Here is a 25,945-nt window from a genome sequence, read left to right as displayed (position 1 = left end):
GGGCGCGCTCAAAGGCGGCTTGCCTGTGGGTAGCTTCAAGATCGCTGTGGAGAACGGCGCCCTCGCCATCTTGCCCGCCGCAACTGAGCAGGCTCCCCCTGCCGACCAGCTTGAGGACGAGCTGGCGGCATGGCGGGCGAAACGTGGCTATGGTTGATCTGAAGGGGCTCTACACCGTCCGTGCCAAGGGCCGGGTGTACCACTACGCTTGGCGCGGCGGTCCGCGCATTCTGGCGCCCTACGGTACGCCCGCATTCGCCGCGGAGTTTGCGCACCACCACGCAGACCGCAAGGGTGGTGACAAGGCTCGACTTTCCGGGCTGTGCGCGATGTTCCGCGCGTCGGACGCCTGGAACGGAAAGGGGCCTCGCCCGATCAGCGCGAAGACCCGCGCGAGCTGGTCAACGTGGCTGGACCGTATTCAGGTCGAATTTGGGGATCTTCGCGTCGAACAGTTCGACCGCCCGGCCATGCGCCCCATCATCATCAAGTGGCGCAATCGGTACGCTGCGACGCCTCGCGCGGCCGATATGGGCATTCAGGTTCTGTCCCGCCTTCTGTCGTTCGGCATGGAGGAAGGCAAGCTGCTGAACAATATCTGCAAGGGTATCGGCAGCATCTACGACGTTGACCGCTCGGGCCTGATCTGGACGGCTGACGACCTGGCAGAGCTGGAGAAGCACGCGGCGCCAGAGATCATGCGGGCCGCCCGCCTAGCCGCCCTCACCGGCCTGCGGCAATCGGATCTGCTTCGCCTGTCGTGGTCGCACGTCCAGCCGCACAGCATTGAGATTGCCACCGGCAAGAGCCGGAAGCGCAAGACGACGCTGATCCCGCTCTACGACGAACTGCGGGACTACCTCGCCAGCGTGCCGAAGAAGGCGACAACCGTGCTGGTGAACACCAAGGGGCGCCCTTGGCAGTCTGGCTTCGGCTCAAGCTGGAAGGGCGCCAAGAACAACGCCCCCACACTGAGAGCCCTTCACTTTCACGATCTGCGCGGAACCGCCGCGACGCGGTTCTATCTCGGGGGCCTTTCGATCCGCGAGATCGCAGAGATCATGACGTGGAGCGAGGACTACGTTGAGGGGCTGATCGACCGCTACGTGAAGAAAGATGAGCTGCTGAGGGACCGCATCCGGCGAATCAATGAGAACGCCCAGCGGACATCGAGTGAAAAACCGAATGCAAAACGACCCCCCAAGTGTTAAGCTTGGAGGGTCGAAAAGTTCAATAATTTCCGGCGTCGGGGCGGCAGGATTTGAACCTGCGACCCTCTGCTCCCAAAGCAGATGCGCTACCAGGCTGCGCTACGCCCCGAGGCGCCGGCGGCCCTGCGATATAGCCGTTTCGGCCTTTCCGCAAACTAACCGTGTCGGCTCATCAGCTTGAACACACCGGACGCCCGCACGATGTCCACGCCCCGGGCGTGCAACCGCCCGTCGGCGAACGCCACATCCTTCGTCGCCCGTGACATTCGCGCTTCGCCGATGATCCAGTCGCCCTGCCGCGCCATGTGCAGGAAGTCGATGGACAGATGGATGGTCACGCCCACCTTGTCCGTCCCGCGCCCCACGGCAGCCGCCAGCAGGCCGTCGCTGAAGGCCGACAGCATCCCGCCATGGACGATGCCGATGCCGTTGGCGTGGCGCGGCAGGACGTAGAAGGCCTGTTCCACGAGGCCGTCCTCGCCCATCCGATGGAAATAGGGCCCGTTGTGCGTGGAGAACGGGCCGCGCCCCTTCGAACGGACGAAGCCGGGCGGCGGATCGGGGATCAACTCATCCATGGGGCAGCGCCCTGTGCAGCACCCGGTCGCCAGGAAGGAGGCCGATCTGCGCGGCGCGCCCGGCCGCCAGTTCCAGGACGAACTTCGCCGGACCCGCCGACGGCGCGCCGCTCTCGTCGAGGGGCTGAACATTGCGGCTGATCGAGACGACCCGTCCATTCTCGCCGATGTAGATGATGTCGAGCGGGATCAGGGTGTTCCGCATCCAGAACATCTGGGGCGCGGCCTTGGGAAACAGAAACAGCATGCCGCGGTCGGCAGGGAGCGAACGGCGGCACATCAGGCCGTACTCCCGCTCCCGCTCGCTGTCGGCGACTTCGACCATGAAGGAGGTCACGCCCCGGTCGGTGCGCACCTGCAACGCTTCGAGGGGCTTGATCTCGGGCTGACCCCGGCAATGCTTGGGATCCATCCGTGCGATCTGCGCCGAGGCTGGCGCTGCGAATACGGACAGGACGGCGAGCGCGAAGAGGCCGCGCCGGCCATGCGAAACAAGGGACACCAAGCCAACTCCGAAGCGCGTCAGGTCAGGCGAGGTTAGACGCTTCGATTTCGGCGACGACAAGGCCCTTCGGGCCTTCGGCGAAGCGCACCATTACGCAATCGCCCGGCTGGAGATCCTCCATTCCCGAGCGGCGCAGGGTCTCGATATGGACGAAGATGTCGCCGGGCTGGCTGTCGCGCACCACGAAGCCGTAGCCCTTGGCGCGGTTGAACCACTTCACCTTCGCCTCTTCCAGGGGACCGGTCGCCTGCAATGGGCGGCGCGTCGGCCGGGGCGCGACACTGCCGTCGCGCGGTCGGCCGAACTCAGGGCGCCGCTCGGCCGGTGTGGCCGAACTCTCGTCGACCAGGACGACTTCGGCCACCTGCCACCCCTTCGCACGTCGCACGACATCGCAGGTGATGAGCGAGCCTTCCAGGCAGCTCTCGCGGCCTGAACTGCGCAGGCTGGTCACATGGAGCAGCACATCCTTCAAGTCGGTCTGGCTAGGGTCGTCCGGCACGATGAAGCCGTAGCCCTTGCCTGCGTCGAACCATTTCACACGCCCGGAGATCCGCACCGCCGGGAGCGCGACATCGATCTGCTCGAATTCGTAACCAGCCATTCGCCCCTCGGCCCGTTACCCCCCGTCGATTGGGTTAAGGGCCAACTATAACACTGTTCTTGTAACGCCGGCGTCGTCAATGATTGATTCGCATCGTGACGCGGCGCGCACCCGTGGAGAAAACCAGAATGTGGGGGAAATCGCGTGGCAGTCCCTAGGGGAGTCGAACCCCTCTCTTCAGGTTGAAAACCTGACGTCCTAACCGATAGACGAAGGGACCGCGTCGCGCGAGGCCGGGTCTATAGCGGCCTTCTAATGGGGGTGCAAGCGGCCAAAATCACTTCATGCGCGACGCGGATCGGCGACGTCCTCGATCTCGAGCTGGACGCCCTCCCGCCCCTGCCAATCGTCGGGTTTCAGGCGGCCGGCCACGTGGACCGCGCCGCCCTCCTGCAGCAGCCGACGGCCGGCCTCGGTGTCTTCGCAGCGCCAGGCCACCGCCTTGAGTCGTCCGCCGGAACGATCGGTCAGGGTGCAACGCACGTGACCGCCGCGCATCGCCATGGGACGCTCGAGCCGAACGTCCGCGAGCGCGAACGTCGGTTCGGGATTGCCGGGTCCAAACGGGGCAAGCCGCTGGAACTCGGCCCAGAGGCCCCGGTCCGCTCCCCGCGCCGTCACCAGGGCGTCGATCTCGAAGGCGTCCTCGGCGGCCGCGATCTCAGCCTCCGCGGCCATCCGGGCGCACAGGAATTCCCGGAGTTCCGGGATCACGGCCGGCCGCACGGAGAGACCCGCCGCCATCGCGTGGCCCCCGCCGGCCAGCAGCAGGCCTTCCTCGTACGCCGCCTGGACCGCCCGTCCGAGGTTCACGCCCGGTTGCGATCGGCCGGAGCCCTTGCCCACGTCGGCCGCCCGATCGATGCCGATGACGATCACCGGCTTGCGGTAGCGTTCGCGCAACCGGCCCGCGACGATCCCGATCACACCGGGGTGCCAGCCATCCTCGGCGACCACCAGGCACGGCGCATCGGCCTGGTTGCTGGCGTGCTCGATCTGACGGACGGCCGCCTCCTGCACCTCCCGCTCGACATCCTTGCGGGAGGCGTTGAGCTCATCCAACTCCGCCGCCAGCGCCGTGGCCTCTTCGGGATCGTCGGTCGACAGCAGGCGCGCGCCCAGGTCGGACCGGCCGATTCGTCCTCCGGCGTTGATGCGCGGCCCCAACAGGAACCCGACGTGGAAGACCGACGCCGGCCCCTGCCCCTTGGCGACCTCCATCAGGGCCTTCAGGCCGGGGTTCGCCCAGCCGGACATCACCTTGAGCCCCTGCGCGGCGAGCGCGCGATTGAAGCCCGTGAGCTGAGTCACGTCGCAGACGGCGCCCATGGCCGCGAGATCCAGCCAGGCCCTCAGGTCGGGTTCTCTCACGCCGTCGAACAGGCCCCGGCGGCGCGCTTCCCGATTCAAGGCGGCCAGCAGCACGAAGCTCACGCCGGCAGCGGCCAGGTGTCCCTGCCCAGACGTGCAATCCGGCCGATTCGGGTTCACCAGGGCGGCGACGTGCGGAATTTCGCCGGGCCGCATCAGGTGGTGGTCGATCACCACGACGGGCAGGTCGATCTCCGCCGCGCAGGCCAGGGCGTCGTGGGCGGCGGCGCCGCAGTCCACCGTCACTACGAGGTCCGCACCCTCATCCTTCAGCCGGCGGAATGCGGCGGGCGACGGTCCATAGCCCTCGGTGATGCGATCCGGCACATAGATCGACAGCTCCAGGCCCATGGCCCGGAACCACCTGACGATCAGCGCCGCCGACGAGGCGCCGTCCACGTCGTAGTCGGCGAAGACCACGATCCGCCGCCGAGCTTCCAGGGCGTCGACAAGCACCGTCGCCGCGCGATCCATGTCGGCGAAGGACGACGGATCGGGAAACAACGACTTCAGGGTCGGATTCAGGAAATCGCCACAGGCCTCGGCGGTGACGCCCCGCGCAGCCAAGCTGCGGGCCAACAGCTCCGACAGGCCATGATCGAGCTGGTGGCGGCGGGTGAGTTCCGGGCAGGCAGGACGCTGGCGCCACGCCCGCCCGGACAGCGACCGGCTCACCCCCAGATAGCCCAGATGATCGCCGCCGTCGGCCATTGGCTCACCACCTCGCACTCCACGGCCTTATCGGCCGCGGCTGGGCGAGTCGCTAGCGCGACTCGGCGTCAGAAACGGACGCAGTTCAGAGCGGGCGCTTCATCCGCACTTCGCGCACGGTCCCGGTGGCGGAGTTCATCACCAGGGTGTGCGTATGGATGAAGCCCCCGGCCACTCGCACGCCGTCCAGGAGCGCGCCCTTGGTGACGCCGGTCGCCGCGAAGATCGCGTCGGCGCGGACCATCTCGTGCAGGTCGTACTTCTTGTCGAGGTCGGTGATGCCCACGCGGGCGGCGCGGGCGCGCTCATCGCCGTTGCGGAACACGAGCCGCCCTTGGAACTGACCGCCCACGCACTTCAGCGCGGCGCACGCCAGCACGCCCTCGGGCGCGCCGCCGGAGCCGACATAGAGGTCGATGCCGGTTTCCGGATCGGCGGTGTTGATCACACCGGCCACGTCGCCATCGGTGATCAGGTGCACCCGCGCGCCGACCGAGCGGACAGAGGCGATGATCTCGGCATGGCGGGGCCGGTCGAGGATGCAGACGGTGATCTCGCTCGGGTTCACGCCCTTGGCCTTGGCCAGCGCCTGGACATTGTCGGCCGGGCTCTTGTCGAGGTCGATCACGCCGGCGGGGTAGCCGGGGCCGCAGGCGATCTTGTCCATGTAGGTGTCGGGTGCGTTCAGCAGGGTGCCCTTCGGCGCCCAGGCCATCACGGCCAGCGCATTGGCCATGGCCTTGGCCGTCAGGGTGGTGCCTTCCAGCGGGTCGAGGGCGATGTCGATCTTGGCCTTGCCGCCCTTGCCCACCTTTTCGCCGATATAGAGCATCGGCGCCTCGTCCCGCTCGCCCTCGCCGATCACGATCTCGCCGTCTACGGCCAGTTCGTTCAGCGCCGTGCGCATGGCGTCGACGGCGGCCTGGTCGGCGGCTATCTCGTCACCCCGGCCGGCGAGTTTCCACGCCGCTATGGCGGCAGCCTCCGTCACCCGGACCGCGTCCAGGATCAGGCTGCGGTCCAGAACTTCAGAGCTCATCTCGTTTCCAACCCCAGCGAGCGCCTTCTGGGGCGCCTTTGATCTTAGATGCGGGCAATTCGCAACAATCTAGGACGATCGAGCACCGCGGGCAGGCCGGCGATGCGCTCCACGGCGGCAGACAGGGCCGACTCGGCCACGGCGTGGGTCGTCAGCACGATCGGCACCCCTTCCGCGCCCTCGGTCGGCTTCTGCAGGAAGCTCTCGATGGAGACGCCGGCTTCCGCCAGCGTCTCGGACACCGCGGCGATCACCCCCGGCTCGTCCTTCACCAGGAAGCGAAGATAGGCCCGGCCCATCAGCTTCGAAGGATCGACCGGATCGAACGGCGTGAGATCCTCGGCCGGCGCCTGGAAGACCGGGCGGCGCGCGCCCGCGATCACGTCGGAGATGTCGGCGGCGACCGCCGCGGCCGTGGGCGCGGCGCCGGCCCCGGGCCCCTGCAGGAACAGGCGGCCGGTGCGTTCGCCCTCGATGAACAGGGCGTTCAAGGCGCCGCCGGCGCGGGCCAGCGGATGGTCCAGGGGAGCCAGGGTCGGGTGGACCCGCACCAGCGCGCCGTGCGGCGAGCGTTCGGCGGACGCCACCAGCTTGATCCGGTACCCAAGGTCCTTCGCCATCCGGATGTCGAGCAAGGCGACCTGGTCTATGCCCTCGATCTCGGCCGCGGCGAAGTTGGGCGCGCAGCCGAACGCCAGGGCGGCGAGGATGGTGATCTTGTGGGCGGCGTCGAACCCGCCGACGTCCATGGTCGGATCGGCCTCGGCGTAGCCCAGACGCTGAGCCTCGGCCAGCACCTCCTCGAACGAGCGCCCTGTGGCTTCCATCTCGGTGAGGATGTAGTTGCAGGTGCCGTTGAGGATGCCCGCGATCGAGTGGATGTCGTCACCCACCAGGGCCTCGCGCACCACCTTCACCGCCGGCACGCCGCCCATCACGGCAGCCTCGAACAGCAGGGGCGCGTCGTTTTCCTCAGCCAGGGCCGCGAGTTCGGCCCCGTGCTCGGCGATCAGCGCCTTGTTCGCGGTCACGACCGGCTTGCCGGCCCGGAGCGCCGCCTCGACCGCCGCCTTTGCGGGGCCATCCGAGCCGCCGATCAGTTCCACGAAGATTTCGGTCGCGTCGGCCTGGGCCAGCGCCACCGGATCGTCGAACCAGGGGATGTTCGAGATGTCCACAGGCCGCGGCCGGGACCGCGAACGGGCCGAAACGCCGCTGACGTAGGCCAGACCGCCCGCCGGGGCAAAGGCCGGGTTCTCGCCCAGGAACTGCAGGAGGCCAGCGCCCACGGTGCCAAGACCGGCGACGCCGATCCCCCACGGTTTGCGATCCATGAACTCGCTCATTGGGAGCCTAGGGCGTTGTGCGCCCGTCCCAGGATTTCGTCGGCGTTGGAGAGAAACTTCTTCACGTTGCGTGCAGCCTGCCGGATGCGGTGTTCGTTCTCGACCAGGCCGATCCGAACATAACCCTCACCATACTCGCCGAACGCGACGCCGGGCGCCACGGCGACGCCCGCCTCCTCCACCAACAGCTTCGAGAACAGCATGGAGCCGGCGGACTCGTACTGCTTCGGCAGCGGCGCCCAGGCGAACATCGAGGCGGGCGGAGCCGGAATATCCCAGCCGGCCCGCTTCATGGACTCGACCAGCGTGTCCCTGCGGCCCTTGTAGATGGCGCGGATCTCGTCGACGCAGTCCTGCGGCCCGTTCAGCGCCGCGGCCGCCGCGACCTGGATCGGCGTATAGGCGCCGTAGTCCAGATAGGATTTCACGCGCGCCAGCGCGGCGCACATCCGCTCATTGCCCACCACCATGCCCACGCGCCAGCCGGCCATGGCGTAGGTCTTCGAAAGCGAGTTGACCTCGACCGCGATGTCCTTGGCGCCTTCGACCTGGAGCAGCGAGGGCGGCGGGTTGTCGTCGAAATAGATCTCCGAATAGGCGATGTCGGACAGCACCAGCAGGTCGTGCTTGCGCGCCAGGGCCACCACTTCCTTGTAGAAGTCGAGATCCACCCACTGGGCGGTGGGATTCGACGGATAGCTCACGATCAGCACGCTGGGCGGGGGGGCCGAGTGCTTCACGGCGCGGCTGATGCCCGACAGATATTCCTCGGGGCTGCCAGCCGGGACGTGGCGGATCACGCCGCCAGCCATGATGAAGCCGTAGGCGTGGATCGGGTACGCCGGATTCGGACAGATGATCACGTCGCCGGGCGCGGTCAGGGCCTGGGCCAGGTTGGCGAAGCCCTCCTTGGAGCCGAGGGTCGCGATGACCTCCCGGTCCGGGTCCAGCTTCACGCCAAAGCGGCGGCCGTAATAGTTGGCCATGGCCTTTCGGAGGCCGGTGATGCCCTTGGACGCGGAATAGCGGCCGGCCTTGGGGTCGCGCGCCGTCTCGACCAGCTTGTCGACGATGTGCTTTGGCGTCGGCATGTCGGGATTGCCCATGCCGAAATCGATGATGTCGACGCCCTGCCCCCGCAGGCGGGCCTTGATGCGGTTGACCTCTTCGAAGACGTAGGGCGGGAGGCGTCGGATACGGTGGAATTCGGGTGTCATTTAAGAGCTCTTGCGCCGCGTTCGCCGATGCGGCCGATCTGCGAGCTGAAGGGGCAGGCTTCGATAGACTCCAGGCGGGAGTCAGCCAAGCCGGTTCGAGGAAATTTATGCCCCCGCCGCCTGCTTCCTATTGTCCAATCGGCAAGTTCCGACCGGACTAGGCGCCTAGCGCGGCGGAGGCGGGGTAGCTCGCTCCCGGAGTTCCCGGGCGAACGCTTCGGCATCGCCGGGGTTCGGCGGCTCGAGCTGGGGGCCCGCGTCGCGACGGGCCTTCTCGGCGAAGTCGTCGGTGCCTTCCAGCGTCCAGGTTCCAGGGGCCGTGGCGCGTTCCAGGGCCTCGCCGGCGGCCAGGACCGTCCGGGCGTCGGCGCCGTACTGGGCGAGCGGACGGATGTCGGTCGGCGGCTTGGGGATGTCGGCGAAGGTCGGGTATTTCGCCGGCTGACGAGTGATGCGCGTCACGTCGGCGGCCACGGGCGAGGCCGGGTCCACCTTGGCGTCCTTGAACGGACTCCCCGCGCAGCCGGTCAGCAGCGCGCACCCCGCGACCAGGCTCGCGGATTGGACAAGGCGCAGGGCCATCGGAAAAAGCGGGCGCGACGCATTCATTTGAGCCAAGGTCTTATGCGATGATCGTGGTCGGCGAAAGAGCGCGAGGTGAGATCGCGCCGCTCGGGAGAACGGACTGATGAGCGAAGAGACCCTGGCCCCCGCGAAGGCGAAGGCCAAGAAGTCCGGCGCCAAGGGAGGCGGCAAGGCCGCGAAGGAAGCCAAAGGGACCAAGAAGGCGTCCCGAGTCGAAGCCTCGGCCACCCCGGTCGAACCGCCGCCGCAGGCCAAGGCGGCCGAACAGCCGGCGTTTCTGGGCGCCGCGTTCAATCCCGCGCAATTCAACGCCGAGCACCGGGAGCAGCTCGAGAAGCTGTCCATGAACCTGGCGCGCGCCGCCATCACGGCCCAGGGCGCCATCGCCGAGATGGCGCTGCGCCAGGCGGACCGCCCGGCCGCCCTGTCCCCCGATCCTTTTCATGTCGCCCCTGCCCTGACCCACGTCATGGGCCGCCTGGCCGCACAGCCCGACAGGATGATGCGGGCCCAGGCCGACCTGTTCTCGCGCTACCTCGACCTGTGGCAGTCGGCCACCCGCCGCATGACCGGCGAGGCGCCGGAGCCGGTCGTCACACCGGCCAAGGGCGACAAGCGCTTCACCGATCCTGACTGGTCCGAGAACCCGCTCTTCGACGTCATCAAGCAGTCGTACCTGCTCACGGCCAACTTCCTGAACGATCTGGTCGCCGAGGTCGACGGCGTCGAGCCGATGGAGAAGCGCCGGGTCGAGTTCTTCATGAAGATGCTCACGGACGCCTTCTCTCCGTCGAATTTCCTCGCCTCGAACCCCACGGCGTTGAAGGCGGTGATGGCCACCGGCGGCGAGAGCCTGGTGAAGGGCATGGAGAACTTCACCGCCGACCTGCAGCGGGGCGGCGGGCAGCTCGCCATCGCCCAGACCGACTACGACATGTTCAAGATCGGCGAGAATGTCGCGACCGCGCCGGGCAAGGTGATCTTCCGCAACGAGATCATCGAGCTTCTGCAGTTCTCGCCGGCTACGGAGCAGGTTTTCGAGATCCCGCTGGTGATCTTCCCGCCCTGGATCAACAAGTTCTACATCCTGGACCTGCGTCCCGAGAATTCCATGATCCGCTGGCTCGCTGCCCAGGGGATCACCGTCTTTGTCGCTTCCTGGGTGAATCCGACGCCAGAGCTCGCGACCAAGACCTTCGAAGACTATATGCGCCAGGGCATCTACGAGGGCGTCGGCGCGGCCATGAAGCAGGCCGGCGTCGATCATGTGAACACCGTCGGCTACTGCATCGGGGGCACGCTGCTCTCGGCCACGCTCGCCCACATGGCGGCCAAGGGCGACACCTCGATCGGATCGGCCACCTTCTTCGCCGCCCAGCAGGATTTCTCGGAGGCAGGCGACCTTCTCCTGTTCACCAACGAGAACTGGCTGAAGACCCTAGAGCAGAAGATGGACGAGGGCGGCGGCGTCCTCTCCGGCCAGTCGATGGCCGACACCTTCAACGCGCTGAGGTCGAACGACCTGATCTGGTCGTTTTTCGTGAACAACTACCTCCTGGGCAAGGAGCCGAAGCCGTTCGACCTGCTGTTCTGGAACTCCGACCAGACGCGGATGCCGAGGACTTTGCACCTGTTCTACCTGCGCCGCTTCTACGGCGACAACGCCCTGGCCAAGGGCGAGCTGGTCATGGACGGCGTGAAGCTGAACCTCGGCGACGTGAAGGTTCCCGTCTATGTCCAGTCGTCCAAGGAGGACCACATCGCCCCGGCGCGGTCGGTCTACAAAGGAGCCAGATTGTTCGGCGGGCCGGTGACATTCACCATGGCCGGCTCCGGGCATATCGCCGGCGTGATCAACGCCCCGGTCGCCAACAAGTACCAGCACTGGACGAACAGCGCCCTGCCCCCGACGCTCGAGGAATGGCAGGCCGGGGCCGTCGAGGCGCCCGGGTCCTGGTGGCCGCACTGGGTGGAGTGGCTGAAGGCGCGCTCGGGCAAGATGGTCCCCGCGCGCGATCCCGCCACAGGTCCGCTCGCACCGCTGGGCGATGCGCCGGGAGACTATGTGAAGGTGAAGAGCTAGAGAGCCTGGTCGGCCAGCAGCGCCGCGCCCGGGTCGGCGATCGCTGCTGTTCGTTCGGCCTCGGACTTTGCCGTGGAGACCAAGGGCTGGGCGGCCGCCAGCGCGAGCCTGTAGGCCGCCGTCAGAGCCTCGTTGGCCGGGACCGCCACGTCGGGCGCCACGCCGACGCCTTCCCAGTTGGCTCCCGTCACAGGGTGCGTGACCTTGCCGTTTGGGATGAAGATGCGGAAACCGTAGGACAAGGGTGTCGGACGGTTGGACGGATTGGCGCCGCCGCCCGTCGTCTGCCCCACCACGGTCGCACGCCCAATGGCTTTCAGGTGATAGGCAAAGCCCTCGGCCGCCGAGAAGGTCCTGTTCGAGGTGAGCAGATACACTGGCTTGGACGCATAGAGCGCCTCGCCCGCAGGTTTGCGCGGCAGTCGCTGCATAGTCTCGGTTCCGCCCTCGTCCGTTCGCCAGGCGATGCGGACCATGGGGCGCAGTTCCCGATCCAGATGGCCCACAAGCGTCTCATCGGAGGCGCCGCCACCGCCGCGGTTCTCGCGCAGGTCGATGATCAGGGCGTCTGTATCCTTCAGGAGGCCTAGTGCGGCGTCCACCATCCTGGCGCCCGGCTCGGTCTGCCCGAAGTAGCTGAGCTTCAGGTAGCCGATGTTCGCCGGCAGTCGGCGCGCGGCTGAGAGCCCGTACGCGAGGCGGCGATCGACGAGGTCCTGCTGTTCGTCGGTGATGCGAGCCTGGCGTCCAGCGTCCACGGTCTGCACCGAGACCTTCAGATGCTTGTCGCCGCTGGCCGAAAGCAGGTCGCGGCTGACGGCCGCGGCGAAAGCTTCCCGGGAATCGAGCTTGAGATACTCCTCCCGATGATCGCGCAGCACAGCCTGCGCCCTCGTCCCGACGGCGGGGTCCATGTAGCGATCCAGCCCCGCGATGATCTGGTCCAGCACATCACCTGCGCCTTGGGCCGTCAGGTCGCCCGCGAGGACAGTGGTCGGCAGAACAGCGGCGCTGGCCACCGCGGCGAGGAACAGGCGACGGATCAAGGGCGAACTCCATCAGAATCTGGACCGGTGGGTGCCACGGTCACGCCGCCGAAGCCGAGTTAAGTCTGCGTCATGACCCCGATGTAATGCCGGACCTGGCGTTACTAAGGTTTAATGCAAGCTACCTTGCACCGCCCGCTACCTTGCCGTACCCAATGGCTCATCAAGGAGGTGCGACCACGTGCCCGAAGCCATCGAAATCCAGCTGAAGAAGGGGGCGCTCGAACTGTGTGTGCTCGCCCTGCTCTCCCAGCACGACAGCTACGCCTATGAGATCGCCAGCCGCCTGTCGGGCGCCATCGGGATGGGCGAAGGCACCATCTATCCGCTGATGCGCCGCCTGCAGTCGGACGGCCTCGTGGAGACCTATCTGGTTGAGAGCCCAGCCGGTCCCCCGCGCAAGTACTACCGGCTCAGCCAGAGCGGAAAGCAGACATTCCAGGGTCAGAAGGACGCCTGGTCGTCCTTCTCCGGCGCCGTGGACCAGATCGTTTTTGGAGGGGCGAAATGACACGCCAGGCATTCCTGGCCCGGCTTCGGGACGGCCTGCGCGGCCTTCCCCCTCAGGCCGTGGCCGACATCTTGGCCGACTATGAGGCGCACTTCGCGGACGGCGAGGCCGCCGGCCGCACGGAAGCGGAAGTGGCCGCCGCGCTCGGCGATCCGGACCGGCTTGCCCGGGAACTTCGCGCCGAGAGCACCCTGAATCGCTGGCGCGAGGAGCGCAGCCCCTCGTCCGCCGCCGCGGCGGTGTTTGCGGTGCTGGGCCTGGGCGCCATCGACATCCTGGTCCTGCTCCCGATCCTCATCGGAGTGGCCAGCGCCCTTGTAGGGATCGCCGTAGCGGTGGTGGTCGCTTTCTTCGCCGGCGCGGTCGTGTTCGCCGCGGGGCCCTTCATGGATCCACCTGGCGGGCCGGCGACGGCCCTCCTGGGCGGTATCGGCATCATGGCCGGCTCCGCCTCCGGCGGCGCGATCCTGACCATCGTGTCCATCGGCCTGATGAACGCGCTCGTCTGGTACGGGCGCCTGCACTACCGGCTGCTCAAGCCGGCGCTCGAACCCTAAACGGAGGATCGCATATGATCCGCGTTCTTCTGATGATCGCCGTCGCGGGCTTCGTCCTCAGCGTCGGCGCCCTGTCGGCGGCGGTGGCCATCGGCGGTCCCGACGCCATCGCCCGCGGCGGCTGGTGGTTGGCCGACGGCCGCTGGAGCGGCCACAACGAGTGGAGCTGGGACAGCGACCACCACGACACCGACAGCGGCCCGCAGGTCACCCGCACGCTGGAATGGACGGGAGCCGACAGCCTTGACGTCAATCTCCCGGCCGACGTGCGCTACATCCAGACGGATGGCCCGGCCAGCGTGACGGTCACCGGCCCGGAACGCGCCGTCCAGCGCGTGGTCGTCCGGGGCGACTCGATCCGGTACCGGCATCGTCACCACATGGGTTCGGGGCCGAAGCTGACGATCGTCGTGCGCGCACCGGCCATCAGCAGTTTTGATGTCTCCGGCCGCAGCTCGCTTGCGATCGAAGGATATCGCCAGGACAGCCTCCGGATCGAAGTGTCCGGCGAGGCCGAGGTCGAAGCCGCCGGAGAGGCGCAGGAGGTGAACCTGGACATCTCCGGCCGTGGCGACGTCGACTTGGCGGCGCTCAAGACCCGCGGGGCCGTGGTGGACATCTCGGGCGCAGGGGATGCGACCGTGGCGCCGACCGAATGGGCCAGGCTTGAGATCTCCGGCATGGGGGACGTGCGCCTGCTGACCCGCCCCGCCCGCCTCGAAACGGACATCTCGGGGGCTGGCCGGGTGCGCGAGGAGAGCCCGCAAGGTCCGTCGGAGGAGCCCTCCTCTACGCCGGCTACGCCCTCACCGTCCCCCAAGAGCAGCAAGCTCTAGGAAGCCTGCGGCCTGGGCGCGCATGACGCGCCCAGGCCGGCCCTTTCGAACCGTCGTCCCTGGGGAGAGGACGCCATGAAGTTCGTGATCGCCGCCTTCGTCGCCAGCATGGCGCTGGCCCTTGTCGCCCTCGCAGCGCCGTCGCGAAAGCCAGCGCCACCGCCGGTGGAAGAGAGCGCCTTGATCCGGGTCGTCTCCCGCGTCCACTAGGGCGGGACAAATCTCAAGGCGACGCCGTTGTTGCAGTACCGCAGGCCGGTCGGCCGGGGCCCGTCGTCGAAAACGTGCCCCTGATGCCCCAGGCAGCGCGCGCAGTGGTATTCGGTGCGCGGCACGCCAATCTTGTAGTCCGTCTTCGTCGCCACGGCGCCTGGGAGCGCACGGTAGAAGCTGGGCCAGCCCGTACCGCTGTCGAACTTGGTCTCCGAACTGAACAGCGGCAGGTCGCAGCCAAGGCAGACGTAGGTCCCCTTCCGCTTCTCTCGGTTCAGCGGACTGGTCCCCGCCCGCTCGGTATCCTCGTGGCGCAGCACGCGATAGCTGGCCGGCGGCAGACGCCGACGCCATTCCGCGTCACTGACCTTTCGCCAGGCGCTATCGGCGTAGGCGTCCTTGGCGGCGGCAGCAAGGCTGGGCGCGCCGAGGGCGGCGAAGGACACTGCGGCCAGGAAGCCGCGGCGGTCGAGGAGACGATGCGCGTTCATGCCCCGATTACGTGATCCCTCACAGCCGGGATGCAAGCGCCGCCTTGGGTCAGAGACCTGCGGCTTCCGGCAGTCCGAGCATCAGGTTCAGATTCTGGACCGCCGCGCCCGAGGCGCCCTTGCCCAGATTATCCAGCACCGCCACAAGCCGGGCCTGGCCCCGCACGGCGTTGCCGAAGACGAACAAGCGCATCCGGTTCGTGTCGTTCAGACTCTGAGGATCCAGCGCCGCGACATATCCAGCCGCGCCGGCACGCTCATTCTGCAGCGCCTGGCATTCGTCCCAGCTTGCCACCTCGACGAACGCCTCGCCTTCATAGGCTTCCGCCAGGGCCGCATGCAGGTCGGCAGGGTTCGGCGTCCCGCGCATGGCCCAGAGCTGAAGCGGGACCTCTACCAGCATCCCCTGGGCGTAACGGCCGACCGACGGCGCGAAGACCGGCGCATGGGCGAGGCCGGCATAGGCTTGCATCTCCGGCAGGTGCTTGTGGGCCAGGGTGAAGCCATAGGCGCGGAAGGCGTCGTCCGTGCCGGACGGCGGCGCGGCGGCCTCGAACTCGCCGATCAGCCCCTTCCCCCCGCCGGAATAGCCGGACACCGCATTCACGGTCAGCGGGAAGTCGGCCGGGATCAGGCCCGCCGAGACCAGCGGCCGCACCAAGCCGATGAAGCCCGTGGGATAGCAGCCCGGATTGGAGACGCGATTGGAGGCCCGAATCGCCTCGCGCTGGCCCGACATTTCCGCAAAGCCGTAGGCCCAGTCCGCCGCCACCCGATGGGCGGTGGAGGCGTCGACCACCTTCACGCTGTTCGAACTGACCATCGACACCGCCTCGCGCGCGGCGTCGTCGGGCAGGCAAAGGACTACGGCGTCCACGCCGTTCAGCAACTCGCGGCGCGCCTCGGGGTCCTTGCGCCGCGCCGGGTCGATGGACACGACCTCGAGGTCGGTCCGTCCGGCCAGCCGTTCGCGGATCTGCAGGCCGGTCGTTCCAGCTTCGCCGTCGATGAACACTGTGTGGGCCATGGCGGCCTCCGATGGACAGGGACCAATGAGAAAGGGCGCCTCGGTTTCCCGAAGCGCCCTTGCCGTAAACGCGAGTTGTCGCGCGCCGGTTAGCGCTTCGAGAACTGGAAGTTCTCTAACATATTGTTTTTCATCGCAAAATCATGACGAAAAAGTCTTGTGAATGATCTGTGAAGCGCATCTTGTCTCGTTCCTCGTTCGTCCCTGCGCAGGTTCAAGTCGCATTGGCCGCCCAAAGTAGGTCAGCCGTCCGTTGCGGGTCCGACTGGCGCGTAGCCTTCGAGAGAAGGCCTGCAAACGTGCCAATGCACGGGCATCGCGGTAAGGTCAACGCGACCATGAACTCAACCCCTGCCGCTTCAGAGGGCTTCATGACCTACTACTTCGCCAGGACCCTCGACCTGCCCTTCGAGGAGGCGGTGGCGCGCACCAAGGCGGCGCTGGCCGAAGAGGGGTTCGGCGTGCTCACCGAAATCGACGTGGCGCAGACGCTGAAGGCCAAGATTGGCGCCGACTTCCGGCCCTACCGAATCCTCGGCGCGTGTAATCCGACCCTGGCGCACGAGGCCTTGAAGCTCGAGGACAAGGTCGGGACCATGCTGCCCTGCAACGTCGTCGTGCAGGACGCCGGCGGCGGCCGCACCGAGGTAGCCGCGATCGACCCGGAAGCTTCGATGCAGGCGATCGGCAATCCGCAGCTCCGCGCGCAGGCGGCGGCTGTCGGCGCGAAACTGCAAGCCGCTATGGATCGGCTCGCGACCGCCTAGGCGTCACGCAGCGGGGGGCGGGGGACCGCTCGGACCTGAGGACAGCCCGACTTGAGGTCGGCCGTATCGCAAACACCAGCAGCGAGACCCCCATGGCCAATTCTCCCACCCAAGATCCGCCCGAAGCTGCAGGCTTCTTGCCGGACCCGGACGAAGTCGGGCCGGCCGTTCGGGACGTCGCGCACAATTTGACGCATGACCTCTCGGATACGCCGGACGATCTAAGGGACGCAGCCGCCGCAGCGCCCTTGATCGCCGTCAAGCTCGCGCAGCGCTTCGCCGCGGCAGTCGCGCATCGGCCCGAACGCGCGGTCGCGATCCTCGCCGGGGTGGTGGCGCTGATTTGGATCGGTCGGCGCGAGCGACGCCGCCGGAACCGTTAGCGCTCCGCCGGCAGCGCCGCCGTCCTCGGAAGAAAGTCAGTGCGACAGCAACAGCGGCACTTTGGGATCGTGCAGCATGTGTTCGGTGGCGCCCCCGAGGATGAACTCGCGAACGCGCGATCGGCCGTAGGCGCCCATCACGAACAGGTCCGACTTATGTTGGGCGGCGTAGTCTGCGAACACCTCACCCGTCTTCCGCCGGGAACCGTCGACCTCGTCGACGACAGCGTCGATCCCATGAGCCTTCAAGTGGCGCAGCACGTCATCCGCAATCCCAGACCGGGCCTCCGGCTTGTCGTTCATAACCGTGAGCACCCGGACCTGGCGGGCCTTCAATAGAACCGGCAGCGCATCGGCGAGCGCCCGCGCGGCGGTGCGGCTCCCGTCCCAGGCCAGCACCGCCGTGCTCAGGCCGCCGCCCAGCAGGTCGGCGATCCCAGGCCGATACAACAGCACCGGACGCCCGGATCCGAACACGATGGCCTCAGCGATTCCACGCTGTCCATCCAGGCGGTCCATCATCGGGACGAGGCACAGGTCGCGGGTGCGCGCCTGCAGGGCCACGTGATTGCCCACGAGATAGAGGTCCGCCTTTGTGAGGCGACCCTCCCCGCCCACCTTGTGCTTCGCGAGGCAGCCCTCGAACACCCTCAGGGCTTCCTGGCAGGCCGCGAGACTCTTGGCTTCCTGTTCGGCGCAGACCCCCCTGAGATTAATGAGCCGGTCGGCCAGCCAGTTGCCCGGCGCCTGGAGATCGACCTGAACCGCCAGTGCCGTCAGGCTTGCGCCGACCGCGCCCGCGAAGCGGACCGCCTGGTCGATCGCCTCGGGCGGCGTCGAGTCCGGATAGCTGTCGATGTGAAGCAGGATATCTTTCATGGGCGATGGACCTCCGCGGGGGAGCCCATGATCGCTCAGCGACTGGGGGCTCGCTTTGACGCAGGTCATTCCGAAGGCGACGACGGCCCCGCTTTGCAGTCGACCACTCAGAAGCGCGCGAGCGCCTCGGCGACGTGCGGCGCAACGCTGATCGCGTTGGTAGAGTGCGCTACGGTGTCCGTGGAGATCACGCGCTGCGCAAGCCGTTGGACCGCCGCGAGTGCATCGTCCGCAAAGAGCGCGTGGACGACGACCATGTCCGGCGCGCCGAACCCCTGGTCGATGATGCCGTGCGCCGCGGTCGCCAAGGTGCGGCCAGAGGAGGCGATGTCATCCACCAGCACCGCGCGGCGGCCGCGATACGCGTTGAGGTCCGGAACCTCGATGCTGACCTGCCGGTCCCCTGTTCGGCGCTTCTGCAGCACGACAAAGGGGACGCCGGCGGCGTTCGCGATGTCCTCAGCCCACTGCACGCTCTCCGAATCCGGACCGACGACCAGCGCGTCCGGCGCCTCGCGCGCGACCCAGGCGCCGATCTCCGCTGCCGCCGGCAACGCCTGGGCGGGCACGGAGTAGAGTTCGTCCAGCGAGGTGAACCGGTGCAGGTGCGGGTCGACCGTAAGCAGGCCGTCGACGGTGCTGCTGAGCAGGCGGGCGAAAGTCCGCGAGGTGACCGCCTCACCGGGTTGAAACCGCGCGTCCTGCCGCATGTAGCCGAGGTAGGGCGCCACCAGGGTCACGGACGCGGCGCCGAGGTCACGCAAGGCGTCCGCCGCAAACGCCAGGGGAAGGAAGTGCTGATCCGCCTGAGCCAGGGTGCAGACGAGAGCGACGTCGCGTCCCCCGACGTCCGCGTCGATACGAACGTAGCGCTCGCCATCCGGAAACGCGCGGACCTCAAGGGGCCCTAGTTCGAACGCCCCGGCGGCGGCCAGCCGGGCGGCGAAGTCGCCGTTGCCCGGCATGGGCAGAAGCAGGCGCGACATCAGGCCTCCACGGAAATCATCTCGGGGTTGGCGCCGGCGTAGTCCAGCGCATAGGCGAGCTCGCCTGGCGCCTCGGCGTGCACGGTCAGCAGCGGTTCGCCGGCGGCGACCTCGTCGCCCAGCCGCACGTGCAGCTCCACGCCGGCCGCCTTGTCGTCCGGAGCGCCGGCGAGTTTCGCCAATCTGGCGAGCGTCCGATTGTTCACCCCGGAAACCCGGCCGGCGTGGCGTGCAAGGAGGGGACGGCTGACGGTGGACCTCGGCGGCGTCTTCAGGCCGCCTTGGGCTTCGCAGATGGCGACGAACTTGCGCCAGGCGCGGCCGTCGCGAAGGGTCTCCTCGGCAGCCGCGGTCCCCTGCCCCGGCTCGCACCGCCCGGCGAGCTCGAGGGCGGCGCCGGCGATGCGGCAGGCGCGCCGGCGCAGATCCGCGGGCGCCTCTGGCGCGCCCTGCAGCACGGCGAGCACGTCGCGAGCCTCCAGGGCCGGACCAATGCCGCGGCCCACGGGCTGGCCGCCGTCGGTCTGGAGGCAAACCACCTTCAGGCCGCAGGCTTCCGCCACGGCCGTCAACGAGGCGGACACGGTCGCCGCCTCGTCATCCGAGCGGACCTTGGCCGTGGGTCCCACCGGGATGTCGAGCACCACGTGCGTGGAGCCGGCGGCGATCTTCTTGGAGAGCACCGAGGCGACCAGCTGGCCCACGGTGTCGATGTCGAGCACGCGCTCGATCCGGATCAGGACATCGTCGGCAGGGCTCAGCTGGACAGCGCCGCCCCACGCCAGGCAGCCCCCCTCTTGTTCCACGACCCGCCGCATCAAAGGGAGGTCCAACGCGACATTGGTGAGCGTTTCCATGGTGTCGGCCGTACCGGCGGGCGAGGTGATGGCCCGGGAGGACGTCTTCGGGATCACCAGACCCTGGGCAGCAACGATCGCGACGACGAGAGGGGTCGTTCGATTCCCCGGAAGCCCTCCCACGGAGTGCTTGTCGACGACCACGTCGGCGCCCCATTCGAGGCGCTCGCCGACGTCGACCATGGCGCGGGTCAGGTGGATGACTTCCTCGGCGTCGAGAGGCAGCGCCGAGCACGCCGTCAGGAACGCGGAGAGGTGGACATCCGTGTAGCGTCCGGCCGCAACATCGCGAACGATACCGGTCATGGCGCCGGCATCCAGGCGCCGGCCGTGGATGCGGCGCCGCACATTCGACAGCGACTCCAGCGCCGGCGGGTGGCGGATGAGGATCTCATCGCCGTCGTCGAGGCCCAGGCGCTGCCAGGCCGCCTCCGACAGGCCGGCTTCGCCCGGGGCCACAAGCCCGTTGCCGATCTGGTAAAGGGTCGCCATCACCTCGCGACCGCCGGCGCTGAGCATCACCTGCGCGCGGGGCGCGTGGCCCTCGGAGCGGCATACGGCGCAGTCCTCGTGCATGAGCACGATGGCGTCGTGTTGGGTGAGGAGCTTCAGGCGGCGGGCGCGCACCGTGGGCGGCGCCGTGAGATTGGTCATCGCAGAACGTGCTCCTCGCCCTCCTGCGGGATAACACAGTCCCAGCCCAGCTCGCTCTCGATCCGGAGCTTGAGCGCTTCGGAGCCGTTGGCCTCCCCGTGCACGATGAAGGTCCGTTCGGGCGGGCGCTCGAACCCGCCCAGCCAGCGCAGGATCTCGCCGGCGTCGGCGTGCGCCGAAAGCATCGGCAGATTGTCGACCTCCGCGCGGATCGGGACCCAGGCGCCGTGGATCTTCACCTCGCGGGCGCCGTTGATAAGCGCCTCACCGCGCGTGCCGGCGGCCTGGTAGCCGGCGAAGAGCAAGGTGTTCTTCGGGTTCGAACCGAACGCCTTCATATGGTGGAGCACGCGTCCGCCGGTCGCCATGCCGCTCGCCGAGATGATGACCTTCGGCATGGTGTTGTGGCTCAGCGCCTTCGACTGCTCCACGTCGTCGACGTAGGTGGCGACCGACATCGCCTGCGCGCACGCTTCGGCCGAGAGGCGGTGATCATCGAGATGGTGCTGCAGCAGGCCGGTCGCGTTGATCGCCATCGGGCTGTCGAGAAAGATGGGGGTCAGCGGCAGGCGCCCGCTCTGCTTCAGCTTCCAGCAGAGATAGAGCAGTTCCTGCGCCCGCCCGACCGCGAACGCGGGGATAATCACGGTCCCGCCACGGCGGCTGGTCCGCTCGATCACCTCCAGGAGCGCATCAGCCGGGGCGACCTTGGGGTGCTCCCGGTCACCATAGGTGGACTCGACCACGAGGTAATCGGCCGAGCCAACGGCCTCCGGGTCCGGCATCAGCGGATCGTCGTAGCGCCCGAGGTCGCCAGAGAATACGACGGTCCGGCCGCCCCATCGGACCTCGGCGGTGGCCGCGCCGAGGATGTGCCCCGCTCGTCGAAGGCGCAGCGTCGCGCCATGGCCGAGGTCGTGCGCCCGATCGAATGCTCGCGGCTCCAGCAGGCGGAGCGCCTTCAGCGCAGCCCGCTTGCCGTAGAGAGGCAGCGCGGGGTGGTGCTTCGAGAAGCCGTGGCGGTTGGCGAACTCGGCGTCACTCTCCTGGATCTTGGCGCTGTCCAGGAGCAGGAGTTCACAGAGGTCGGCGGTGGCTGGCGTGCAGTAAGCTGGCCCGTCGAAGCCCTCATGCGACAGCTTGGGCAGGTAGCCGGAATGGTCGAGGTGAGCGTGGGTGATCACGACGCCGTCGATCTCCGCCGGCTCCACGGGAAAGCGCGCCCAGTTCTTCAGCCGCAGCGCCTTCAGGCCTTGGAAGAGACCACAATCGACGAGGAGCTTGCGGCCGCCCAGCGACAGGAGATGGCGCGACCCCGTGACGGTGCCTGCGCCACCGAGAAATCTGAGGTGGGGTGATGACATCCAAGGCTCCGAGATTGGCGGCGACGGCAGGGCTTGGCGGGTGCAGTCGCGGCCTAGCGCCAGGCCCGGCCCGCGGCCACGATGTCCGATTGCTGTGCGCGCCGCCCGATCGACACGCCGTCTAGATGACAGATCGCCAGCGCCTCGCCGCGCCTCCGACGCAGCACCGTACAGGTGACGTTCTCGGAGAAGGCGGCCGCCATTAGCGCCCCGCGACCCTCGTGGGTCCAGGCCCCTCGCCCGGGGACGTCCGCCAGGCGCAGCTCGATCCAATCCGCGGGATTGGCCCCGGTCGCGACGCAAACCCGCCGCGCATCGGTCACGTGCAGGACAGGGCCGTGCACCTCCGCGCCCTTCGCAGGCGGGCTGCCGGTGCAGACGGAGGCCTCAGCCGCAGCCGAGGCGCTCAGAATCGCGGCGGCGCCCACCAGAGCCGGCAAGATTTTCGCGCCTGCAACCATGCCGGTAGGGGTACCGGGCGCCTGCATCCCGCGACAGCTGGGGCCCACCCCTAGGTACTGATCCGGAGCCAACGAAGCCAGAACCGGGCGCAGTCACCGCAGAACCGCCGGACTCCCGCGGCCCAGCACGGCATCCTGTTCCGGGGCGTCGAGCAGCTCTTCGAGCCTAAGCCCCAACACCTCAGCCGCCGAGGCCACCAGGTGCGCCCAGGTGCAGCGGTTCGCGAATTGCATCCCGGCAATGTCCAAGGTCCCGCCCCGGCTGACGTAGCCATGCGCCCGCAGGCGCGCCGGGCCGCCGTCGATACGGCGGAGCACACCCAGCAGGGGCTCAGGGCGGGTGTGGCTGATGAGGACCCTCGGGAGACCTTCCGGGAAGAGCGCCTTCAGCTCCGTGTCTCCCATGACGAAGCGGGCCTCGTACTCGTCCCGCGGCGCGCGCAACCGGCCGGGTTCGAGAATACAGGCGACGCTTGTCCGGCGGCCCCTCGCCCGCAGCCGCTCGGCGGCCCGCCGGGCCTCCGCCAATTGATACGCGCCCACCGCCACGAGCTGCAGCTCAGCGTCGGGATCTGCCTCCACCTCGGCCGCCCCGCAGCCCATGGCCGCGTGGGCCGCCTTCGGCTGAAACACGCAAGCCGTGGGCCGCTTTGACGCCACGATGCAGGCGACGACCCCCCTGTCCGCGTAGATCGTCCGGAGCGCCTCCACAGCGGTCGCGGCGTCCACGGGGAAGAGGACGCGCGAAACGTCCGACATCTCGCCGAGTAGCGCCTCGCCGATCGTGGGGTCCTGGTGGGATTGCTGGTTCTTGCCATTCTCCCAGGTGTGGGAGGTGACCACGAGCGGCATGCCGATCCATTGCGGCGGCCGGCCTGCCTCGACCTGCTGGCGCGCGAAGATGATGTCCTGGCGAAGCGCACCCAGCATCTTCACGGCGAACGCCTCGTAGGAGACCGCGAGGTTCAGGCCGCCCTTGTTGCCCAGCGCGGCGCCGATCACCGCCTCCTCGTTAAGGGCCGTGATGACCGCGCCGGTGACCGACTCCGGCGCGCCGGCCTCTGGGCTGTTGACGCGGTGCTTAAGGCGCTCGAGCGTCCGCCCCATCTGGTTGCTGCTCAGCTCGTCCGGGTTGCCCACCCGGAACCGGTGGCCCGGGTTGGCCTGGACGAAGTCCACGAACCAGGCGTCCATCGCGGCCATCGCCGAGGCCGCGCCCTGTGAGGGCGCCTGTGAGGCGGGCACGACAGGCGCGGCCGGGTTCCGATGCGCCAGCGCGTGGTCGCGCTCCTTCGGGCGACCTTGCGCCGCGTGCCCGAGAAACGCCTCGCGCGCCGCGCTCAGCATTCCAGGGGACACATGCAACGCGGCGGCCGCGGCATGGAAAGCCGCCCGGCCGGATGCGTCGGTGCGGGGGACCGCACCAAGCGGAAGGTTGTGGGCGGCGTTCGTGCCCGCGCCGGGGAAGCCAAAGCCCTTTACCGTCGATGCGATGATGAAGGGCAGACGCACGGGATAGTCGGCGCGACCCGCGATCCGTTCCGCACCGGCGAGGCTGAGCCGTGCCTCCGACTCCAGAACGGCCCAGGCGTAGGCGGCCGGATCGCGGCCGTCGATCGTGATCGGGTCGAAGCCGTTGACGTCCAGGTGCCGGCCGAGCCAGGCGGCGCCGCCGTCCTGGGCCACTTCCGTGCGCTGCTCGATGCGGCGGCCGTTCAGCACCATCATCGGCGCGACCAGGCCGCAGTCTTCGCCGCGCCACCAGCGCTCCGACCAGTCGCTGCCCCGCTGCTCCTCGAACGCGCCGTCGCTCAGGATGGCGACGAGCCGCTCGCCGGGCAGCGGCATATGGGCGTACTGGATTTCCGCGAACCCGAGGTAGCCGCCCTCGGATATGCCGCCCGCCGTGTGAGGATTCACATGACTTCCAAGCGGCGCGCTGGGTCGACCGTCGGACCCGATGGCATAGCTGTAGAAGTCGGCGCACAGCCGGCTGAGACCCTCCTCGTGCGCACCGTACCGCCCCTGCTGGGCCGCGGAGAGATTGTCGACCAGCGCGTTGGCGGCCTCGACCGCGGCGACGCAATGTCCCTGGCCGAGAATCCAGGCGCGGGTCGTTGCGGAGAGGACGTTTGCTGCCAGGTAGCCCACATAGGCCGGCGCTACGTTCAGCGCGCCGCCGGTGTGGCCCTCCGGCGCGACCTTGAAGGCTTCCGCGGGCAGCGGCGCGCCGGAGAGGTCCACGCGATCAGCGTAGGTCATGTGCACGACCGTCCACATGACGGCGCTCGTCAACCGGTCGGCCGCCGCGAGCACGGCGAAGACATCTGCTTCGCTTCGGGCGCGCCCGTCCGACACCAGCCTGGTCGCGAGGCCGCGCACGCGGGCCCGCGTCTCCGGTGTATGTCGGATGACGCCGTATCCGTTGGCCCAGTCCTCGAAGGTCATGACGGTTTCCTCCGGACATAGTCGTTGCGCGTCAAGGGCGTCTCCCTTCGACCGGCGCGGCTGGCGCGTGATCGTCGGCAGCCTGACCGGTCACGCGGCGGGACGCCTTGAGCCTGGTCAATCCGACCATCGGGATCTCGGCTGAGGTTTGGCGCGGAAGCGGGCGCCCAGGACCATTGGTCTGAAACGTCGCAAGGCCTCCCGCCGCTTGCGCCAGGTCAAGGCACGCTGGGCCGATCAACCACAAGAAGACGAGACACAGGCTCAACAGCGAGGCGATCACATGACCGACCCCACGTGGACCAAAGGCCCTCCAGGAACCATCCTATTGGCGACGGATCTGAGCAGCCGCTGCGACCGGGCGACGGATCGGGCGATCCAGCTGGCGAAGCTCTGGCATGCCAAGCTGGTTGTCTTGACGGTCATCGAACCCAAGCCTGAGGAGGCCATCCGAGACGAGCCCTTCGAGCCGCACAGCTGGCGGCGCCCGCCGGGTCCGGAAGCGCTCGCCGCAGCGCGCATCCGTCGGGACTTCGGCGATGTCTTCAAGGACGCCGACCTGCACGTGGTGGAAGGGGATCCCTCCACGACCATCGACGCGGTGGCGCGCGACGTGGGCGCGGAGCTGATCGTCACGGGTGTCGCGAGAGACCAGACCTTCGGACGCTATTTCCTGGGCTCTACCGTCGACAAGCTCGCACGCCAGACGCCTGTCCCGTTGCTGATCGTCAAGGGCCGCGTCGAATATTACGGCGAGATTCTCGTCGCCACGGACTTCTCGGAGTCCTCCCAATACGCGTTGACGGCCGCGGACAGGTTCTTCCCCAGCGCGCCGATCACAGTCCTGCACGCGTGGGAGGTCCCCTTCCCGGGGTTCCTCGACAAGGGCGACTTCCGGGATCAGTGGCGCGAGCACGAACGGAAGGCCTGCGAGGATTTCATGGAGCGTTCCCAGTTGACCTGGGAAGCTCGAGCCCGCGTGAGCGTTCTGGTCGAGCACGGTGCGCCTGAGGTTCTGGTGCGCGACTACATGCTGGACAGGGACGTCGACCTCGTCGTCGTCGGCACCCACGGGCAGGGCGGGATGTTCGACAAGCGGCTCGGCGGGACGGCCAAGCGGCTGCTCGAGTGGGCGCCCGGCGACGTCCTCCTCATCCGCGAGCCCCGGGCTGCCCGCAGCGCACAGTCGGCCTGAGCCGGGCGCCGCCGGCGCCA

Annotated in this window: 26 protein-coding genes and 2 tRNA genes; 9 read left to right on the top strand and 19 right to left on the bottom strand. The window is 68.3% G+C overall.

Features of this window, described 5'->3' with window-relative positions:
• The first annotated feature begins 149 nt into the window (after window positions 1-149).
• Complete coding sequence (locus tag DJ019_RS01760; RefSeq protein ID WP_111274253.1) at window positions 150-1,211, top strand: tyrosine-type recombinase/integrase; 1,062 nt, start codon at window positions 150-152, stop codon at window positions 1,209-1,211.
• 35 nt (window positions 1,212-1,246) lie between these two features.
• Here the strand turns inward: DJ019_RS01760 and DJ019_RS01755 are convergent.
• The 10 genes from DJ019_RS01755 to DJ019_RS01710 all read right to left on the bottom strand — a co-directional run bounded on the left by DJ019_RS01755 (window position 1,247) and on the right by DJ019_RS01710 (window position 9,164).
• Window positions 1,247-1,320: transfer RNA gene (locus DJ019_RS01755), tRNA-Pro, on the bottom strand.
• Between the two features lie 46 nt (window positions 1,321-1,366).
• The gene (locus tag DJ019_RS01750; RefSeq protein WP_111274252.1) at window positions 1,367-1,789 is read right to left on the bottom strand and encodes a PaaI family thioesterase; all 423 of its coding nucleotides are present in this window, start codon (window positions 1,787-1,789) and stop codon (window positions 1,367-1,369) included.
• A complete protein-coding gene (locus DJ019_RS01745; protein ID WP_111274744.1) occupies window positions 1,782-2,291 on the bottom strand; it encodes a DUF192 domain-containing protein in 510 nt (169 codons plus the stop codon). Before DJ019_RS01745 ends, DJ019_RS01750 begins: the two co-directional genes overlap by 8 nt.
• A gap of 25 nt (window positions 2,292-2,316) precedes the next feature.
• Complete coding sequence (locus DJ019_RS01740; RefSeq protein ID WP_111274251.1) at window positions 2,317-2,898, bottom strand: cold-shock protein; 582 nt, start codon at window positions 2,896-2,898, stop codon at window positions 2,317-2,319.
• 145 nt (window positions 2,899-3,043) lie between these two features.
• Window positions 3,044-3,118 (bottom strand) — tRNA-Glu (locus tag DJ019_RS01735).
• 62 nt (window positions 3,119-3,180) lie between these two features.
• Entirely contained in the window at window positions 3,181-4,980 is a 1,800-nt protein-coding gene (recJ, locus tag DJ019_RS01730) for a single-stranded-DNA-specific exonuclease RecJ (RefSeq protein ID WP_111274250.1), read from the bottom strand.
• A gap of 85 nt (window positions 4,981-5,065) precedes the next feature.
• Complete coding sequence (glpX, locus tag DJ019_RS01725) at window positions 5,066-6,019, bottom strand: class II fructose-bisphosphatase (RefSeq protein ID WP_111274249.1); 954 nt, start codon at window positions 6,017-6,019, stop codon at window positions 5,066-5,068.
• Between the two features lie 44 nt (window positions 6,020-6,063).
• On the bottom strand, window positions 6,064-7,353 hold the full coding sequence (locus DJ019_RS01720; RefSeq protein WP_111274743.1) for a homoserine dehydrogenase: 1,290 nt from the start codon (window positions 7,351-7,353) through the stop codon (window positions 6,064-6,066).
• A gap of 8 nt (window positions 7,354-7,361) precedes the next feature.
• Complete coding sequence (locus DJ019_RS01715) at window positions 7,362-8,582, bottom strand: LL-diaminopimelate aminotransferase (RefSeq protein ID WP_111274248.1); 1,221 nt, start codon at window positions 8,580-8,582, stop codon at window positions 7,362-7,364.
• 165 nt (window positions 8,583-8,747) lie between these two features.
• Entirely contained in the window at window positions 8,748-9,164 is a 417-nt protein-coding gene (locus DJ019_RS01710) for a hypothetical protein (RefSeq protein WP_111274247.1), read from the bottom strand.
• A 106-nt stretch (window positions 9,165-9,270) separates the two neighbouring features.
• Between DJ019_RS01710 and phaC the strand changes: the two genes are divergently transcribed.
• Entirely contained in the window at window positions 9,271-11,250 is a 1,980-nt protein-coding gene (gene phaC, locus DJ019_RS01705) for a class I poly(R)-hydroxyalkanoic acid synthase (protein ID WP_420849825.1), read from the top strand.
• On the opposite strand, the gene DJ019_RS01700 is transcribed toward phaC, so the two are convergent.
• Complete coding sequence (locus tag DJ019_RS01700; protein WP_111274246.1) at window positions 11,247-12,296, bottom strand: S41 family peptidase; 1,050 nt, start codon at window positions 12,294-12,296, stop codon at window positions 11,247-11,249. The genes phaC and DJ019_RS01700 overlap by 4 nt on opposite strands.
• Before the next feature lie 181 nt (window positions 12,297-12,477).
• Between DJ019_RS01700 and DJ019_RS01695 the strand changes: the two genes are divergently transcribed.
• The 4 genes from DJ019_RS01695 (at window position 12,478) to DJ019_RS21495 (ending at window position 14,410) form a co-directional block, all read left to right on the top strand.
• A complete protein-coding gene (locus tag DJ019_RS01695; protein WP_111274245.1) occupies window positions 12,478-12,807 on the top strand; it encodes a PadR family transcriptional regulator in 330 nt (109 codons plus the stop codon).
• Window positions 12,804-13,364, top strand: a complete 561-nt coding sequence (locus tag DJ019_RS01690) for a DUF1700 domain-containing protein (RefSeq protein WP_111274244.1) — start codon at window positions 12,804-12,806, stop codon at window positions 13,362-13,364. The genes DJ019_RS01695 and DJ019_RS01690 overlap by 4 nt, the downstream gene beginning before the upstream one ends.
• Window positions 13,365-13,378: 14 nt before the next feature.
• Entirely contained in the window at window positions 13,379-14,200 is an 822-nt protein-coding gene (locus DJ019_RS01685; RefSeq protein ID WP_111274243.1) for a GIN domain-containing protein, read from the top strand.
• A 75-nt stretch (window positions 14,201-14,275) separates the two neighbouring features.
• Window positions 14,276-14,410, top strand: a complete 135-nt coding sequence (locus DJ019_RS21495) for a hypothetical protein (RefSeq protein ID WP_276309957.1) — start codon at window positions 14,276-14,278, stop codon at window positions 14,408-14,410.
• Here the strand turns inward: DJ019_RS21495 and msrB are convergent.
• Together msrB and argC are read right to left on the bottom strand one after the other, a co-directional pair.
• Window positions 14,407-14,904 (bottom strand): peptide-methionine (R)-S-oxide reductase MsrB, encoded by a 498-nt coding sequence (gene msrB / locus DJ019_RS01680; RefSeq protein ID WP_111274242.1) that lies wholly within the window; start codon window positions 14,902-14,904, stop codon window positions 14,407-14,409. The two genes, DJ019_RS21495 and msrB, sit on opposite strands and share 4 nt — an antisense overlap.
• A gap of 49 nt (window positions 14,905-14,953) precedes the next feature.
• On the bottom strand, window positions 14,954-15,931 hold the full coding sequence (argC, locus tag DJ019_RS01675; protein ID WP_111274241.1) for an N-acetyl-gamma-glutamyl-phosphate reductase: 978 nt from the start codon (window positions 15,929-15,931) through the stop codon (window positions 14,954-14,956).
• A 371-nt stretch (window positions 15,932-16,302) separates the two neighbouring features.
• Here argC and DJ019_RS01670 point away from each other — a divergent pair, with 371 nt between their 5' ends.
• Window positions 16,303-16,698, top strand: coding sequence for a DUF302 domain-containing protein (locus tag DJ019_RS01670; protein WP_111274240.1), 396 nt, complete (start codon window positions 16,303-16,305; stop codon window positions 16,696-16,698).
• 92 nt (window positions 16,699-16,790) lie between these two features.
• The gene (locus tag DJ019_RS20725; RefSeq protein WP_133255219.1) at window positions 16,791-17,081 is read left to right on the top strand and encodes a hypothetical protein; all 291 of its coding nucleotides are present in this window, start codon (window positions 16,791-16,793) and stop codon (window positions 17,079-17,081) included.
• A gap of 36 nt (window positions 17,082-17,117) precedes the next feature.
• Here DJ019_RS20725 and DJ019_RS01665 read toward each other — a convergent pair whose 3' ends face one another.
• From DJ019_RS01665 to DJ019_RS01640, 6 genes are all read right to left on the bottom strand, one after another.
• The gene (locus DJ019_RS01665) at window positions 17,118-17,960 is read right to left on the bottom strand and encodes a universal stress protein (RefSeq protein WP_165843852.1); all 843 of its coding nucleotides are present in this window, start codon (window positions 17,958-17,960) and stop codon (window positions 17,118-17,120) included.
• 107 nt (window positions 17,961-18,067) lie between these two features.
• Window positions 18,068-18,946, bottom strand: a complete 879-nt coding sequence (locus tag DJ019_RS01660; protein WP_111274238.1) for a ribose-phosphate diphosphokinase — start codon at window positions 18,944-18,946, stop codon at window positions 18,068-18,070.
• The gene (locus DJ019_RS01655; protein WP_111274237.1) at window positions 18,946-20,457 is read right to left on the bottom strand and encodes a thymidine phosphorylase family protein; all 1,512 of its coding nucleotides are present in this window, start codon (window positions 20,455-20,457) and stop codon (window positions 18,946-18,948) included. The genes DJ019_RS01660 and DJ019_RS01655 overlap by 1 nt, the downstream gene beginning before the upstream one ends.
• Complete coding sequence (locus DJ019_RS01650; protein WP_111274236.1) at window positions 20,454-21,821, bottom strand: MBL fold metallo-hydrolase RNA specificity domain-containing protein; 1,368 nt, start codon at window positions 21,819-21,821, stop codon at window positions 20,454-20,456. The genes DJ019_RS01655 and DJ019_RS01650 overlap by 4 nt, the downstream gene beginning before the upstream one ends.
• Window positions 21,822-21,874: 53 nt before the next feature.
• Entirely contained in the window at window positions 21,875-22,261 is a 387-nt protein-coding gene (locus DJ019_RS01645; RefSeq protein WP_133255218.1) for a hypothetical protein, read from the bottom strand.
• Window positions 22,262-22,375: 114 nt separating this feature from the next.
• Complete coding sequence (locus DJ019_RS01640; RefSeq protein WP_111274234.1) at window positions 22,376-24,730, bottom strand: phosphoketolase family protein; 2,355 nt, start codon at window positions 24,728-24,730, stop codon at window positions 22,376-22,378.
• Window positions 24,731-24,938: 208 nt separating this feature from the next.
• On the opposite strand from DJ019_RS01640, the gene DJ019_RS01635 reads away from it, so the two are divergent.
• Complete coding sequence (locus DJ019_RS01635; RefSeq protein WP_133255217.1) at window positions 24,939-25,925, top strand: universal stress protein; 987 nt, start codon at window positions 24,939-24,941, stop codon at window positions 25,923-25,925.
• Window positions 25,926-25,945 lie beyond the last annotated feature (20 nt).

Source organism: Phenylobacterium kunshanense (assembly GCF_003254525.1).
GTDB lineage: Bacteria > Pseudomonadota > Alphaproteobacteria > Caulobacterales > Caulobacteraceae > Phenylobacterium > Phenylobacterium kunshanense.
The sequence above is the reverse complement of the archived record's forward strand: the minus strand, read 5'-3'. Positions and strand labels throughout refer to the sequence as shown.